This is a genomic window from Bacteroidota bacterium (genome assembly GCA_016722375.1).
Lineage (GTDB): Bacteria > Bacteroidota > Bacteroidia > Chitinophagales > LD1 > Bog-950.
Genome location: JADKJG010000008.1, coordinates 165,404 through 181,944 on the forward strand (window position 1 = coordinate 165,404; position 16,541 = coordinate 181,944).

At 44.7% G+C, this 16,541-nt stretch carries 9 protein-coding genes; 6 read left to right on the forward strand and 3 right to left on the reverse strand.

Features of this window, described 5'->3' with window-relative positions; genetic code table 11:
* Positions 1 to 362: 362 nt before the first annotated feature.
* Entirely contained in the window at positions 363 to 5,336 is a 4,974-nt protein-coding gene (locus IPP77_12940) for a M4 family metallopeptidase (GenBank protein ID MBL0310535.1), read from the forward strand.
* A 284-nt stretch (positions 5,337 to 5,620) separates the two neighbouring features.
* On the opposite strand, the gene IPP77_12945 is transcribed toward IPP77_12940, so the two are convergent.
* On the reverse strand, positions 5,621 to 5,875 hold the full coding sequence (locus IPP77_12945; protein ID MBL0310536.1) for a hypothetical protein: 255 nt from the start codon (positions 5,873 to 5,875) through the stop codon (positions 5,621 to 5,623).
* A gap of 181 nt (positions 5,876 to 6,056) precedes the next feature.
* On the opposite strand from IPP77_12945, the gene hflX reads away from it, so the two are divergent.
* The 4 genes from hflX (at position 6,057) to infB (ending at position 11,968) form a co-directional block, all read left to right on the forward strand.
* Positions 6,057 to 7,289 carry a GTPase HflX gene (gene hflX, locus IPP77_12950; protein ID MBL0310537.1) on the forward strand — a complete coding sequence of 411 codons (1,233 nt, stop codon included), beginning with the start codon at positions 6,057 to 6,059 and terminating at the stop codon, positions 7,287 to 7,289.
* 138 nt (positions 7,290 to 7,427) lie between these two features.
* Positions 7,428 to 7,826, forward strand: a complete 399-nt coding sequence (locus IPP77_12955) for a hypothetical protein (protein MBL0310538.1) — start codon at positions 7,428 to 7,430, stop codon at positions 7,824 to 7,826.
* 113 nt (positions 7,827 to 7,939) lie between these two features.
* Entirely contained in the window at positions 7,940 to 9,196 is a 1,257-nt protein-coding gene (nusA, locus tag IPP77_12960; protein MBL0310539.1) for a transcription termination/antitermination protein NusA, read from the forward strand.
* Positions 9,197 to 9,280: 84 nt separating this feature from the next.
* The gene (infB, locus tag IPP77_12965; GenBank protein ID MBL0310540.1) at positions 9,281 to 11,968 is read left to right on the forward strand and encodes a translation initiation factor IF-2; all 2,688 of its coding nucleotides are present in this window, start codon (positions 9,281 to 9,283) and stop codon (positions 11,966 to 11,968) included.
* Between the two features lie 486 nt (positions 11,969 to 12,454).
* Here infB and IPP77_12970 read toward each other — a convergent pair whose 3' ends face one another.
* On the reverse strand, positions 12,455 to 13,324 hold the full coding sequence (locus IPP77_12970; protein ID MBL0310541.1) for a lysophospholipid acyltransferase family protein: 870 nt from the start codon (positions 13,322 to 13,324) through the stop codon (positions 12,455 to 12,457).
* Positions 13,325 to 13,339: 15 nt separating this feature from the next.
* Positions 13,340 to 14,611, reverse strand: coding sequence for an alkaline phosphatase family protein (locus IPP77_12975; protein MBL0310542.1), 1,272 nt, complete (start codon positions 14,609 to 14,611; stop codon positions 13,340 to 13,342).
* 137 nt (positions 14,612 to 14,748) lie between these two features.
* Between IPP77_12975 and IPP77_12980 the strand changes: the two genes are divergently transcribed.
* Entirely contained in the window at positions 14,749 to 16,539 is a 1,791-nt protein-coding gene (locus tag IPP77_12980; GenBank protein ID MBL0310543.1) for a response regulator, read from the forward strand.
* Positions 16,540 to 16,541 lie beyond the last annotated feature (2 nt).

Sequence of the window (16,541 nt, forward strand, 5' to 3'; positions counted from 1 at the left end):
ATGTTGCATTAATAAATAGCATTCAAAATAGCAGGTTATATAAATGTGTCCCATTAGCTGTACAAAGGAGGCTCCATTAAAATGGAATTTGAGTACTGTCATCTGGTGACAGCATCCTTTCGAGTTGCAGAAATTCTATACGAGGATATTGCTGAATGAGTAATTTTTGATTTTTGTGAGATTAGCGAGTAGTTCCCAGATAAGACAAGTTAAAACAATTATAAATGAACACCGCATTGAAAGTAGATATTTTGTTTAACCTGAATAGGTAAGAAGTTGGTACCGAAAAACCTTTGATTTGGCAACGTTGGTATGCTTTATGCCTTCTATACTTCAAATTAGTTCACGAAAAAAACCAAACCATGAAAAAATCATACTACTCCATCCAACCCCACTCTTGTTTGCTGATCGCCTTGTTTTCTATTCTTTTTTCCGCCTATGGCTACGCACAAAGTTCCTCAAAAGCTTTAAATCCTCCTACCTCTAATATATCTTTATCGGCAGTCATTCCATCCTACGTCAGCTTTAAAGAGGGAGTAAAACCACCCATTGAAGGCTTTGATAAATGGCTCCGGCAGAAATATGGTCTAGCTGTAGGCTTTGGTCTACTTCAAACCGTGGCTGATAAAGATGGTATGGGGTTTACCCATTTTCGGTTTACGCAGACTTTTTTAAACATTCCTATAGCGGGAACCATGCTTATAGCTCACGTTAAGCAAGGGCTTGTAGAGAGTTTTAATGGCGAGACGGTGGTCTCGGTTCCTTCAGAAGTCAAGAGCCGATTGTCGGAAGCCGTGCTCTTAAAAAGCGCCCTGAAATTTGTAGGAGCTAAGTCATACAAATGGGAACACCCCGAGGAAGAGGCTTTTATACAAAGAGAGCAAGGCAAAAAAGCCAGCTTTTTTCCAAAAAGTGAATTGATGTATGCGAAAGATGCTGCTGGTCAATATAAATTAGCCTATCGTTTTGACATCTACTCACAAGAGCCGCTTTCGAGAAAATTCGTTTTGGTGGATGCTGAGACGGGTGAAGTGCTTAGTTCTGAAGACCAGATACAAGATGTGAACGCGACCGGCACCGCTTTCACTGCCTACAGCGGCACACAACCCATTACGGCAGATGCTTTCAATGGTTCATATCGGCTTCGCGAAACCGGCCGTGGCTTGGGAGTGGAGACTTATAACATGGCGGGCGGCTACAATTATGCTGCGGCTGTTGATTTTACAGACGCTGATAACATCTGGAATAATATCAATGCTGCCAAAGATCAGTGTGCTACTGATGCTCATTTCGGCGCGGAAAAAACCTATGACTATTATTTTAACACCTTCCAAAGAAACAGTATCAATAACGCTGGGTTTAAATTGTTCAACTATGTACATGCAGATCTTACACACCTTTCGCATCTCAATAATATCAATGCCTTTTGGGATGGCAACCGCATGACTTATGGCGATGGGGGAAACGGCTATGCACCCCTAACCGCTCTTGACATTGTCGGACATGAGATTACCCACGGTTTGACGAGCTTTACTGCTAAACTTAGTAATTCTTCGCGCGAAAGCGGGGCATTGAATGAGGGGTTTAGTGATATTTTTGGTACTACCATAGAATTTTATGCGACGCCATCCAAAGCCGATTGGACGATTGCCGAAGATGTCGGCACTCCTTTCAGAAGTTTAAGCAATCCGAAAACATACTTCCAACCGGATACTTATCTGGGCACCTATTGGAAGAATGACAGCTTGGACAGTTTTGGCGCACACACCAACCTCGGAGTGCTTAATCATTGGTATTATTTGTTGTGTCAGGGAGGGAACGGCACCAACGATAAGGGGAGTGTTTATTCTGTGAGCGGTATTGGCATGGAGAAGGCCGCTAATATTGCTTTCCGAACCCTAACCGTCTATCTGACCAGTAACTCGAAATATGCTGATGCACGGTTTTATTCGGTTCTTTCTGCAGAAGATCTGTATGGTGTCTGTTCTCCCGAAGCGGCAGCTACTGTCGCTGCTTGGTATGCTGTGGGTGTTGGTGGTCCGAACGAGGGTAACAACCCTACCATTTCTTATAATGGTTGGCTGACTGTGTTTTGTTCCAATTCGTCTTTTACGTTGAATGCAAATACAAATTATAACTATCAGTGGAAGTTGAATGGTGTAAATATCTTTGGGGCAACCGGTTCTTCATACGCTGCTACACAAGCAGGCAATTATTCAGTGAGTACAAATGTCTGCGGGAATATTTTTACCTCTGCCTCAACGGCTCTTACGGTGACCAGTGCACAGGTCGGTATTTCTTCACCTGCAACCAGTAGTTGTACCAGTGTTTTGTTATCATCTTCATCGAGCCCCGGGTATAATTTGCAATGGAACAAGAATGGCTTGCCAGTCAATGGCGCGACATCCCCCACTTATCTGGCCACACAGTCGGGTAGTTATACCGCGGTAATATCGGGCAATACTATTCCGCCGACTTCATTTCACAATGCTGCGCCAGTAAATATTATTGAGCGAAATTGTAACCACACCGTTGATACCATTATTGCCAGTGGTATGCCAACAGCTATAGATCCGTCGCAGATCACTATTACAGTAAATATCACACACCCGGCAGATGGAGAATTGATCATGTATCTGGAGTCTCCTGCTGGTGAAAAGATAGGTCTCACCTTACTCAGCGGAGGATCCGGTGCTAATTTTACCAATACGATATTTTCCGATGCAGGAACAGATAGCATAGGTACAAGCGGTGCTCCCTATACCGGTGTTTATAAAACAAGGCCAACGACATTTACCATTTGTGCCATCACTATGGACAAAACCAGTTTTGCAAAATTGGGGAACGGAGTGATTAATCCAAATGGCCAATGGAAATTGCACATCATTGATGCTGTGCAGAATAATTTGGGGACTTTGAACAACTGGCAGGTAAATTTTCCTGCCATCCGGACTCCCAATCCTGACTGTGGACCGGTTACTTCCAACCCAATCAATATTACCATATCCAATTCATTCTCGCCAACGATTACGCCAACCGGCTCCACCACCCTCTGTCAGGGTGGGGCGGTTTATCTGACTGCTTCATCTGGCACCAGCTATTTGTGGTCCACCGGAGCTACCACTGCTAGTATCCCGGTTTATTCTTCCGGAAATTATTCAGTTACCGTTAATAATGGTGTAGGATGCTCAGGCACAGCTTCTCAATTAGTTACTGTGGTTCAGCCACCAGTGCCTTCTGTTATTTCTGCTGGAGGGCCAACCTCCTTCTGTGATGGCGGGAGTGTTTTTATAAGTGGCAATTCAAATGGTGGAATATGGAGCGTTGGAGGGAGTAATACAGCTACCTTATTAGTAGCAAGCGCTGGAGATTATTTCGTCACTAATTCCAATTCATGCGGCAGTGTTGCTTCTAATCATATTGCTGTTATCGTCAATCCTATTCCGGTTGTTGATGCAGGATCTTATCCGACTGTCCTTTCTACTGCTCCGGCATTTCCTTTAACCGGAACTCCTGCTGGAGGTACTTTTAGTGGAACCGGAGTAGTCGGTGGTAATGCTTTCGACCCCACGGTTTCGGGTGCAGGTTCCTTTCCTATAAGCTATTCTTATACAAACGGCAACGGATGTAGCAACGCTGCGCAAACCGTCATTACGGTGACCGGTGGTTGTAACTTTACCGTTGGGTCTGTCACCGGGCCGACGAATGCCTGTCCGTATATGGGTGCTACCGGTGGTCTGGCCGTTTACTCCGTTGCTGCAAATAATGCTTCCGGTTATGTATGGACTATTCCAACCGGTTCTACTTTGTTCACCGGTCAAGGTACTAATACTATCTCCTTTAAATATCCATCTTCCTTTGTTTCGGGTAGTGTGAAAGTGGATGTTAGTAGCACATGCGGCGCACCGGTTCAGCAAAGTCTGGCAATTACCAAATCTGTACCAGCCTTGCCTTCACCTATCTCTGGGCCAACCAACGCTTGTTCTTATAGGGGGACATTGAATGAGGCTATCTATTCTATTGCTCCGGTTGAAGGTGCCATATCTTACAAATGGAACATTCCTGCTAACGTCAATCTAATCAGCGGACAGGGAACAACGAGTATCCATGTAACGTTCAATGCTGCCTTCACCACTTCCACACTTTATGTGCAGGCAATGAGCGGCTGTGGCAACAGCAGCATCCGCACACTATCGGTGGGAACTGCTCTACCCGGTTCGCTCAGCACCATCAGCGGCATCACCAAAGCCTGTCCCGGCGATGTGATTAATTACAGCGTTCCGCTTTTAGCAAATACAACATCTTACAGTTGGACTGCACCGGTAGGGGCAAGTATCACTTCGGGTCAGGGTTCTAATTTGGTTCAGGTTACCTATGGTGTAGGATTTGTGGCAAATAGTCCTTTGGCTGTAAAAGCCGTGAACGATTGCGGGTCAGGCGCAACCAGAACAGTCACTATCAGTCGCAGCAGACCGGCTGTGCCATCGGCTATTACCGGTAATGCTGCAGGCAACTGCAATGTCACCGCTGCCTATTCTGTGACCGCCGTGAATGGCATGACGTATAACTGGATAGCACCGGTGGGCACCTCTGTCACCAACGGTCAAGGAACAAATTCCATGCTCCTCGATTTAAGCGCTGCTTTTGTTTCGGGCACGCTCTATGTCAACGCCTCGAACGGTTGCGGCACCAGTGCTAACAGAAGCCTTGCGTTAAGTTCCAAGCCTGCTACTCCCGGACTCATTACTGCCGCCGCTTCGCCTATGTGCATCGGAAGCACACAACTATTCAGCATTGCACCAGTGAACGGCACCATTGCCTATTCATGGAAAGTCCCCGCGGGGAGTGTGATTCAATCCGGACTTGGAACGACTGCTGTATCTGTTCTAATAGGGAATAGCAGCGGCAATGTTACCGTGCAGGGATACAACGGTTGCGGTGTTAGCAGCACAAGAACCTTGCCCATAACTGTAACTTCTTGCGCCATGAAAACGGATGAAGAAAACAGCAATGCAGAATCAGGCGCTGAAGTAGTTGCTGATGCAGGCTTGATAAGTGGCATAGAGATTGCGAACAAGGAAAAGTTTTCAATCATAGTGATGCCGAATCCCTTTGTCTCTAATGCAACTTTGTTGATGAATGCTGAGGTGGAAGCCAGCGCCCGAATTTCAATTTGGGATTTGACAGGTAAAATGATACAGTCTTTAGAAACTCGCTTGAGTGTTGGAAAGAACTTCATGCCCTTGACGAACCAATTAGCTTCAGGGACCTATTTTCTGACAGTAACATCCGGCCCGTATTCGAAACAATTAAAGCTGATAGTACTCGAAAACTAAAAACCGAAGTCGTTTCGGCTTGTATATTAGGTAAGAAGGAGGCAGAAGGTTAGCTGCCTCCTTTTTTATGGATTCAACTTTACTTTTCGCTCAGACACAATCGGTTATAACCAACTTTCTTATTTCTCTTATCTTATGCCAAACATATATTATGGATAAACGGAAGGTGCATGAACTATTTTACCTCTTTCCGATTTCCCCCAAAACATTATGATAAATAGCTATAATATGCCATTTTTCATTGTTTTTTTGTTAATTATCATGTTTTTCAAAGATTCCCAGACTCATTCTGTCGCAGAATGAGGCAAAACCGTGACGGAATGAGGCAAGTCCGTGACAGAAATAGGGAAGTCTGTCATGAAATGAGGGAAGTCTGCGGCAGAAATACCTAAGTCCGTCGCAGAAATAGGGAAGTCCGTCACGGAAATAGGTAATTTGACGATGGAAATAGGACATTCTGCCGTGAAAATAGGGAAGTCTGTTAGAGAAATAGGACAATTCACCACGAAAATAGGGAAGTTTGCCGCACGAATAGTCAAACTTCTCGCAAGAATTGGTGAGCCTGTTGCTGCTTATTGAAGGAGGGCGAATAGAATATTGTAGTTCTTCGTAATTTATAATCAACCCAAAAATAGAGGAGCAATACTTTGTAACGACTTTTGTACGTAATCACAAATCCCCTTCGCCCAGCCCCTTAGGATTTCTATTTTTGCCGCCCCAATGGGTAAAGACGAAAAAGTAAAATTTAAGGTGGACAATACCATTGTCCATGAAGAAACAGCGGTGCTGATAGGGCTGATTTCTAAAGATCAGACCGAGGAACAGACTACTGAATATTTGGATGAACTGGAGTTTCTGGCGCTGACCGACGGTGTGAAGACCCTGAAGCGATTTACTCAGAGATTGCCTCATCCCGATACCAAGTCATATTTAGGAAAGGGAAAGCTGGAGGAGGTGAGGGCTTATGTAGAGGCCAAAGAAGTGGATTTAGTGATTATTGACGATGAAATCTCGCCTTCGCAACAGCGCAACATTGAGCAAATCATAAAAAAGAAAGTGCTGGACCGCAGCATGTTGATTCTGGATATTTTTGGCAACCGAGCCAGAACTGTGCAGGCGAAAACCCAAGTGGAACTGGCCAATCTTCAATATATGCTGCCACGGTTGAAGGGGATGTGGACGCACTTGGAACGACAAAGGGGAGGTACCGGTACGCGGGGAGGAGCAGGGGAGAAGGAAATAGAAACCGACCGGCGGGTGGCAGAGAAGAAAATCGGTCAACTAAAGGAAAAACTCAAAGAAATTGACAAGCAGAACGTAGTTCGACGGAAGAGCCGGGGAAATATGATTCGAGTGGCTTTGGTAGGATATACCAACGTAGGGAAATCTACGCTGATGAATACGCTGGCAAAAGAAAATGTATTTGCCGAGAACAAACTCTTCGCCACGCTGGATACCACTGTTCGCAAAGTAACCTTCAATGCTATTCCATTTTTATTAAGCGACACGGTGGGTTTTATCCGCAAACTGCCTCACCATTTGGTAGAGAGTTTCAAGTCCACCTTGGATGAAGCCATCGAGGCGGATATTCTGCTGCATGTAGTGGATATATCTCACCCTGCTTTTGAAGATCAGATGAACGTAGTGAATGAGATTTTGAAAGAGTTGAAATGTGAAGACAAACCGGTCATCATCATTTTCAATAAAATGGATTTGTATGAACAGAAAAAATTTGATGAGTATCTGCCCGAAGAAATCAAGAAAAGTCTGTTGGACGAATTGAAGGATAGCTGGATGAGCAGGACTCATGATAATTGCATCTTTATTTCTGCCATTCAAAACCGCAACACCGCCGAATTGCGAGAATTGCTTTTTCAAAAGGTGAAGAAGCTCTACCTCGAGCGCTATCCTTATAAGGCGGGCTATTGGACAGACTATAGCGAGCAGGGATAACCTGATGATGGAATTCTCGGATTCGTTTTTCGTTTCCGTGATAAAATATATATTTGCGCTTGGTATTTAACAGAAAGAGGGGGCGAAAGTCCCCTCTCTTGTTTTTTGGACATGAATTTTGACGAGGTAAAAGCAAAGATGGAGAGCTGGTTGCAGCCGTTGTTGGAGGAGAAAAATCTCTTCTTGACGGACATCAGGTTTTCGATGGGCAAAAAGATTGAAGTGTATATTGACAGCGATGAAGGGATACTTATTGATGATTGCGCCACCGTTTCCCGGTTTCTGGAAAAAAATTTGGATGGAAGCGGAGCAGTGCCGTCTAATTATATCTTGGAAGTGTCGTCACCAGGAATGGACAACCCGCTGAAAGTGCCGCGGCAGTATAGAAAGAGGATAGGCCGAATTTTGCAGGTGGTGAAGAATGATGGAACAAGTATTGAAGCGGAACTGATAGCGGTCACTGATGACAACATCCGGCTGCGCGAAGTGAAAGAGAAAGAAAAAAGAAGAAGAAAAAAGAAGAAGTTCAGCCTTTAGAAGCAGCGAAAGAATATGTGCTGAGTTATGATGAAATAAAGAAAGCGGTATTACAATTCAAATTCTGATTTTATAATAAAACCAATAAATCTTCAAAACAAAAAATCAAAACCATGAACAGTTTAGAACTGATTGACTCGTTCAGCGAGTTCAAGCAAATGAAAAATATTGATCGCCCCACCATGATGAAGGTGTTGGAGGATGTTTTTCGTACCCTACTCAAAAAAAAATATGGTGATGTAGATAATTTCGACATCATTGTCAATACCGATAAGGGTGATTTAGAAATATGGCACCGCCGCGAAATTGTGGAAGATGCTGCGGTGGAAAACCCGATAACTCAAATTGGAATTACGGAGGCGCAAATACTTCAGGAAGACTTTGAAGTAGGAGAGGAAACCTATGAAAAAATTGAATTAGAAAGTTTTGGCCGTCGGGCTGTCTTAGCCGCACGTCAGACACTGGCTTCTAAGGTGGGCGATTTGGAGAAAGACGAAGTTTACCGGAAGTATAAAGATCGCGTGGGCGAAGTAATTTCTGCCGAGGTTTACCAAGTCTGGAAAAAGGAAATCCTGATGCTGGATGAGGAAGGCAATGAATTATTGTTGCCAAAGTCTGAACAAATCAAGACTGACTTCTTTAAAAAAGGAGAGACAGTTCGCACGGTAATTAAGAAAGTAGAGCTAAGAGGAGGAACTCCTTATATCATCCTTTCCAGAACCGATAATGCCTTCCTTGCTAAATTGATGGAGGCGGAGGTGCCCGAAATTTTTGATGGATTAATAGTAATCAAGAACATTGTTCGGGAACCGGGAGAGAAGGCAAAGGTGGTGGTAGAATCTTTCGATGACCGCATAGACCCGGTGGGTGCTTGTGTGGGGGTAAAGGGTTCTCGTATCCACGGAATTGTGCGCGAGCTGAAGAATGAAAATATTGACATCATCAACCACACAAACAATTTATCGTTGATGGTGCAGCGCGCGCTGGCTCCGGCAAAAATCACCTCACTGGATATTGATCAGGAGAAGAAAAGAATTTCAGTTTATCTGAAACCCGATCAGGTTTCTCTCGCCATCGGAAAGCGGGGCGTCAACATCAAACTGGCCAGTCGGTTAGTGGGTTTTGAAATTGACGTATATCGTGAAAATGAGGAAGGCGAGTCTGAAGAGTACGATATTGATCTCGATGAATTTTCAGACGAAATTGAAGGCTGGATGATTGATGAGTTGAAGAAAATAGGTTGCGATACAGCCAAGAGCGTTCTTCAGCTGAGCGAAGACGAGTTGGTACGTCGTACTGATTTAGAAGAAGAAACCATCAAGGAAATCAGAAAGATTCTCGAAAGCGAATTTAAGGATGATGAAGAATAGGAGTATGCTTTAAAAAAAATAATCCGTGAAGCACCAAAAACAACCCTCGGGAATGGTCTTTGATGTGATCACAAAAAATAGAAAATGGCAGAAGCAAAGGTAGTACGACTTAGTAAGGCAGCAGGCATTTATAATGTCAGCTCGGATAATATTATGGAAGCCCTAAAGAAAAAGGGTTTTGACAATGTAAATCCGAACACCAAACTAACGCCCGAAATGATTGAGGTGTTGGATAGCCAGTTTGGTTCAGATAAGGCGATTAAGCAGCAGGCAGACAGTACCAACAAGGTAGAAAAGCCGGCGATGGAAACCATCCAGATGCCAACAGAAAAACCGGTGGCCCCTCAAAAGCAGGAGGAAGAGGAAATCATTATCAAGAGCAATATCGCTCATGCAGAAGATGAGCCAATCAGAGCTGTTAAGCAGAAGTTGGAAGGCCCGAAAGTGATTGATAAGATTGATCTGGAGGCGAAGCCGAAGAAGGGCAAAAAGAAAGTCGAGGAGGTGGTTGAAGTAGTAGAAGAGGTGGTGGTTCCCGCCCCTATTGTTGAAGCGCCGCCGGTTGAAGAACCCAAAACCAAGAAGAAAAAAGAAGAGCCGGCACCGGTACCTGAAGAGAAGCACGAAACAAAGTACCAGCAACTCACCGGGCCTAAACAGATAGGCATTATTGACCTGACTAAATTTGCAGAGAAGCCTAAGAAAAAGGAAGACGAAGCAAAGGACGGAGAAGCAAAAAAGCGTACGCGGAAGCTTGTAAAGAAAAAGGAACGGGCTCCATTAGCCGCTGATCCGCAGTACAACAAAAAAGTGGATGACTTCCAGCGCAGACGGGAAGTTAAGAAAGCAGATCCGGCACAGCCCGCTGAGATAACCGAGAAGGAAATTGAAGATAAAATCAAGGCCACGATGGCGAAAATCCAAGCGCAGACTTCAAAGAGCGATCGCTCTAAGTTCCGCCGCGGAAAGCGCGAATCTGTCCAAGAAAAAATGGCCTCCGAAAAGCAGGGGTTAGAAAACAACAAGTTGCAGGTGGCAGAGTTTACCTCGGTTGCCGAACTGGCCAGTTTAATGGATTTGTCACCGGTGCAGATTATCCGGACCTGTATGGGATTGGGTGTGATCGTTTCTATCAACCAACGTTTGGATGCCACGGTGATTGAATTAGTGGCTGCTGAACATGGTTTTGAGATTTCCTTCATTTCTGCTGCGGATCAAACTGCATTTAAAGAAGACGAAGCCGACAAGCCGGAAGACTTACTGCCCCGCGCTCCAATTGTTACCATCATGGGTCACGTGGATCACGGAAAAACATCCTTGTTGGACTACATCCGCAAGACCAAAGTAGCCGATAAAGAAGCCGGTGGAATTACGCAGCACATTGGTGCCTATGAAGTGACTACAGCAGACGACAAGAAAATTACTTTCCTTGATACACCAGGCCACGAAGCCTTCACCGCTATGCGGGCGCGTGGAGCCAAAGTAACCGACATCGCGGTGATTGTGATTGCCGCTGATGATGCCGTGATGCCTCAAACAAAAGAAGCCATCAACCATGCTCAATCAGCAGGCGTACCGATGATATTCGCTTTCAACAAAATTGATAAAGACGGCGCTAACCCCAATAAAATACGCGAGCAATTATCGGCTATGAATTTGTTGGTAGAAGAATGGGGCGGGCCTTATCAGTCGCAGGAAATATCTGCCAAAAAAGGATTGAATGTTGATTTGCTATTGGAGAAAATTGCCATCCAGGCAGAGTTGCTGGAACTAAAGGCCAATGCGAAAAAAATGGCCATAGGCTCGGTGATTGAAGCAACACTCGATAAAGGGCGCGGATATACCACCACCTTATTGGTTCAGGCCGGAACGCTTAAAATGGGTGATATTATTGTGGCCGGACCATATTACGGAAGAATAAAAGCCATGTTTGACCATACCGGTGCTAAAGTTAAAGCAGCCGGACCATCGGTGCCGATTCAGGTGCTGGGTTTGAGTGGCGCACCACAGGCCGGTGAGAAATTCAAGGTTTTTGATAACGAACAAGATGCTAAGGAACTGGCGAATAAGCGGGCACAAATAGAAAGAGAAACGGGTATCCGCACCAAGAAGCACATCACGCTCGATGAAATCGGTCGTCGTTTGGCTCTGGGCAACTTCAAAGAACTGAACCTTATCTTGAAGGGTGATGTGGACGGATCGGTAGAAGCGCTGGCCGACTCCTTACTGAAACTTTCTACCGAAGAAATTCAAATACGTATTATACACAAAGGCGTGGGCGCCATCTCCGAATCAGATGTGTTGCTCGCTGCGGCATCCGATGCGATTGTCATCGGGTTTAACGTCCGTCCTTCACAAAATGCCAAGAAGATTTCGGAAACCGAAAACATTGACATTCGCCTTTACTCGGTTATCTATAAAGCCATTGACGAAATCAAGAGTGCGATGGAAGGGCTCCTCGAACCGAAGATTGAAGAAAAGGTTATTGGCAACCTCGACGTGAAAGATGCCATTCATATCAGCAAGGTCGGTACCATCGCCGGATGCTTTGTCCGCGACGGAAGAGTGCTCAGCAAATCCAAAGTCCGTATCATTCGCGATGGCATCGTGATTCACACCGGAATCGTTTCTGGATTGAAACGCTTCAAGGATGATGTGAAGGAAGTAGTGAGTGGTCTAGATTGCGGCGTTCAAGTCAAAGACTATCAGGACATCAAAGGTGGCGATGTCATCGAGGTATTTGAAGAAACAGAAATACAACGCAAACTCTAAAAGTTCAAATTACGCTTCAACAAAACTGAAAAGCCCCGTTCCGATTTTATCAGAACGGGGCTTTCCTTTTGTTTTGGGAAGGATAAAGTGTATAGTGCGCAGTACATATTTTCCAGCGGACGGCATGAAATGAGCTGCGGACGGCATGAAATGAGTTGCGGAGGGCCTGAAATTTGTTGCGGACGGCCTGAAATAACTTTCGGACGGCATGAATTGAGTTGCGGACGGCATGAATTGATTAGCGGAGGGAACCAGCCGCCTAACCCTCGAAGGGGGATAAAGACGGCGCGTAGATATATGAATTGTTCTGTCTTCTGGAAATTGGACAAAGCTTGGAGTGGAGGGTGCGCGAAGGATAGAGGCGGCATCCTTTTTCATCCTTTAATAATATGCGAGTCGAAAAAGATATAGCCGATAGCCTGACCCCTTTTCCCGGCGCTTTGGCCGGGAAAAGGGGTCAGGCCCAAACATTAATTACCCAAACGATCAAACTGCCTCTTTTTTGTGCTTCCATCTTTTATGACTCCACAGCCAGTCGGAGGGATATTGGGTGATGGTCTTTTCCATTAATCGCGCAAACTTTTCGGTGATTTCGTTCGGAGCGGTTTCATTGGGCGAATAGGTAATGGGTATAAACTCAGCCTCAAAATATCCGCGACGAATCTGCACTTCATGAGCATAGAAAACAGCGGCGTTGCGAAGTTTGGCAAAGCCTTCGGGACCAGTAAAGAATGCAGTAGGCTGGTTCAGAAAAGTAGTCCAATAGGCCTTCAATTTATTCGAGGGCGACTGGTCGGCAATAAAAGTGGTGAGCGAAGGGCGCGTGAACTCTCGATTAAAAAATGCTTTGCTCTCTTGCGTATAAACCAGGTTCATGCCCATCCGTCCGCGTGTGCGTTGAATCATCCGGTTGAAGTAGGGATTCTTAACACGGCTCACTAACCCGAAAAGTTCGTGTTTGGTCAGCGCGCTCAGTTTGTAAACGTTGAACTCCCAAGCGCCGATGTGCCCCACGATGATCACCACATGCCGTCCCTGATTGTAAAGGTCGGTAATTACCTCTGGGTTCTTGATGATAATTCTTTGGTCGGCTTCTTCTCTCGACATGCCGATACAGCGGATGTTTTCTACAATCCGGTCGGCCAGATGGGTGTAAGACTCTTTAGCAATCTGCTGAATCTCTTCTTCCGATTTGTTTGGAAAAGAGTTGCGCAGGTTCTTGTAAACCACCTCTTGACGATAGTGAAATACCACCCGCAGAAAAAAAGCAAGCACATCGGCCAGCCGATATAAAGCATTGGTAGGAAGTTTGGAAAGCAGAAAAAGAAGCGGGGCAATGAGGTAATAGGTAATCATTAGAGGAGCGCAAATTTATTTCTTCTGCAATTCTTTTTCGGATAGGTGAAACTCCTTTCGGGTTTTCCCTGCCCGACCGAGAAATTCCATTTTAATCATCCTTTCTTCTGCCGGGCCGGAAACTGAGATTCGCCCAAAATTGCGAAAAGGGAAATCGGTCCCTTTAATCCGCCAAGGGTTATGATAGGCTTTAATCATCCGCCAGGGAAGCGGCAGGGTGGTGAGTGGTGCGCTGGTAAATTCATAAATCGGATAGCCATTCCATTCGCGCTTGCAAATTTCTGCGCTGTGTTGCCCTCCCGAAAGAAATACCACCCCGGTGATGTTGTTGTCCACAATGAAATCAAACAAATCATTTCTTTCTTTGGAATAGCGGGCATAAGAATCACTCGCGTCATCGTTTAATACCTGAGAGCCGGTGCAAATCCATTTCAAAGTCGCTTGGCTAGATAGCAGTTTGTGCTTGAGCCAAATCATTTGTGTTTCGCCCAAAAAAGCCGCTGAAGAATCGCCGGGTGGGTCTCTGAAATATCGGTCGTCGAGCATAAAGAACTCCGTATCATAGCGACGAAAGTTATAGTAGTTGCCATTAAACTGCGTTCCTTCAGGATATTCATTTGGCCAGAATCCTTTGAATATTTTTAGGGAGGTATCTTTCAAAGCAAAGGTGTTGTCAGAATTATCAGGACCATAATCGCGATCATCCCAAATGGTGTAGTTCGCCTGACCAGCCAGCAAATCGCGGTAGAAGTTGTTATATACTTTCCTGATTTTTAGCTGCCGCTTGAACATGGCTTCATAACTGCTGTGCTGCCAGGGATAGAAATAGTAGGAAGTATTTCCGAGCCATAGCACGCAATCGCTGTGTTTTTTTTTCATCCGATAAAAGATCCAGTTGGATAATCCCGGGAAAATACCTCGGCTGACATCCGTATTCAGCAGCACACAAGAACCAACCAAAAAATTAAAGTCCTTCCCGATTGAATCTGCGGGAGTCTTGAAGACGTATTTGGCATGAGCGCCCCATCCATCTATCGAGATCAGAATATTATAATGGTGATCGGGTTGAAGCCCGGTGAAAGTCATAGTGAGCGCTACCACTCCCTCGCTGTTGGTGATATATTCGGCTTTCGTGGGATAATAAATTCGTTTTTCGGCGGTGTCTCCCAATATGAGCGCATTTTTACCTTCCCCTTGGTAAGCAATCCATATTTTAGCCGAAGTCTTGGTGACCGCGCCCACTACCGGCCCTGCCAGTAGGCGGGGTTTCTTTGTTTTTTGCGCCATCAGGAAAATGGTGCAACATAGAAGGCAGATTAAAAGGGGCGTTTTTTTCACTCCGGCGAATGTAATTTCTATACATAAACCGGAAACAACAAGTTGTTAGTAATCTAATAAGGTGACTTTATCAATTCACCTTTATTTTGTGCGAATCAGAAAAATTGGAGAAGGCGCGTAACATATTATTGTTGGACAGTAGTGAGCAAAGTGCGCAGGAGATTCAACGTTTCCTGAAAGCCAGCGCCCATGTATTCAGTCTGAGCCATGCGCCAGGGGTAGAAGAAGGGTTGAATTATCTAAAAAATAGAAAGCCGGATGTAGTGCTCCTTGATTCTGAAATTACCGGAGATAAGAATTTTTCTGCGCTCCGTCAATGGCTGAAGAGTCAGAATATTCCGGTGATTCTTTTGTCGGATACCGACCGCGAAGAAACCGCTAGGCAAGTAGAGCTATCCGGTGCAGAGGAGTATCTTGTCAAGAACAAGCTCAATCTTTTTAACCTTCAAAAAATTATTCAAAACATTCTGAAGGTAAGCGAAACAGAAACAAAACTAGATAACGCAGTCAGCCGGTTCAGCAATCGTGACGAATCACTTTTCAAACTATTGAATAAAATTAATGCCGGAGTATTGGTGCTGAATGAAAACAATTCCATCGCCTACGCCAACACGAAATTATACAGCATTCTCAGCAATGAAACGGTGAGACATCATTTGTCCGGCTACCTGAACTATCGCGAGTTAGAAGAAGAAGAAACGTTGGTGCTGAAACCCGGCAACCAATTATCTATCGAATTGCGCATCAGCGAAACGGAATGGAATAATGAGAAGGCAAATCTGTTCTTGATAGAAAGTGAAAAGCTGGAGGGCGATAGCCAGAAGGCACTTTTATCGGGAGATGTTTTTCAAACGCTGTTAAACTCTACTCGAGGGAATGTTTTATTGATCCAAGAGGGAATTATTCTTTTCGCCAATAAAGCAGGTATTAAAACACTCGGAACAAAATCTTCCGAGATAGTAAGCCAGCCTTTGGAAAAATTTATCGTAGCAGAGGGCTTGTCGTTACAAAACAAATCTATTCATTCTCTTTTCGCTGATAAGGAATCGGAGGGAGTGCTGAGGCTGTTGAGCGGTGCCACATTGCGCATTAAATATCTTTTGAAGCCGGTCAACTTATCAGGAGCGTTTTACGAGCTGTTCTCGTTTGAAACCGTTTCAGACCAAGCAGATCTATTAGCACCCAAAGGTAGAACAGACGGAAGTAAGTTCAGCAATGACAGCATTATGCACCTTGCCTCACATGATTTAAGGGAACCGGTGCGAACTATTTTGAATTATGTTCAGTTGTTGTCTGATAACCTGGATAATAAAAAATATGAAGCCGCTTCAGAGTATGCCGGATTTGCGAAAGAAGCAGCCGGACGAATGGATCAACTCTTGAGCGATTTAAAAATATTCATTAGCCTAAATGAACATGATTTTTCTCTGTCGAAAGTATCCATGAAGTCCGTGGCAGCAGATGTATTGAAGCGATTGAAAAAGAAAGTAGAAGAAACAGAAGCAGAAATCAACGTTGCGGCATTACCTGAAGTACATGCGGATATTGAATTGGTACAAATGCTGCTCTATTATCTGACGGACAATGCCATCAAGTTTTGCAAAAAAGGAAAGAAGCCGGTGGTAGATATCGGTTTTGATAAGTTTGAAGGGAATGTCATTTTCTGCGTTCGCGATAATGGAATTGGCATTTCTAAAAAATATTACCAACTCATATTTGAATCCTTTGAACGCCTGAACCGGGTGGATGAATATACCGGTAACGGTTTAGGTTTAGCTATTTGTAAAAAGATTGTAGCCATGCACGGTGGCGAAATATGGGTGGAGAGCCTTCCCGGTGCCGGAAGTAATTTTTATTTTACCTTAAGGGGCAAGTGAAA

What these genes read in the sequence shown, in the direction of transcription:
- IPP77_12955 (MBL0310538.1), top strand. Translation starts at nt 7,428, where the DNA reads ATGGAGAGCTGGTTGCAGCCGTTGTTGGAGGAGAAAAATCTCTTCTTG.
- hflX (MBL0310537.1), top strand. Translation starts at nt 6,057, where the DNA reads ATGGGTAAAGACGAAAAAGTAAAATTTAAGGTGGACAATACCATTGTC.
- IPP77_12970 (MBL0310541.1), bottom strand. Translation starts at nt 13,324, where the DNA reads ATGATTACCTATTACCTCATTGCCCCGCTTCTTTTTCTGCTTTCCAAA.
- nusA (MBL0310539.1), top strand. Translation starts at nt 7,940, where the DNA reads ATGAACAGTTTAGAACTGATTGACTCGTTCAGCGAGTTCAAGCAAATG.
- IPP77_12975 (MBL0310542.1), bottom strand. Translation starts at nt 14,611, where the DNA reads ATGGCGCAAAAAACAAAGAAACCCCGCCTACTGGCAGGGCCGGTAGTG.
- IPP77_12940 (MBL0310535.1), top strand. Translation starts at nt 363, where the DNA reads ATGAAAAAATCATACTACTCCATCCAACCCCACTCTTGTTTGCTGATC.
- infB (MBL0310540.1), top strand. Translation starts at nt 9,281, where the DNA reads ATGGCAGAAGCAAAGGTAGTACGACTTAGTAAGGCAGCAGGCATTTAT.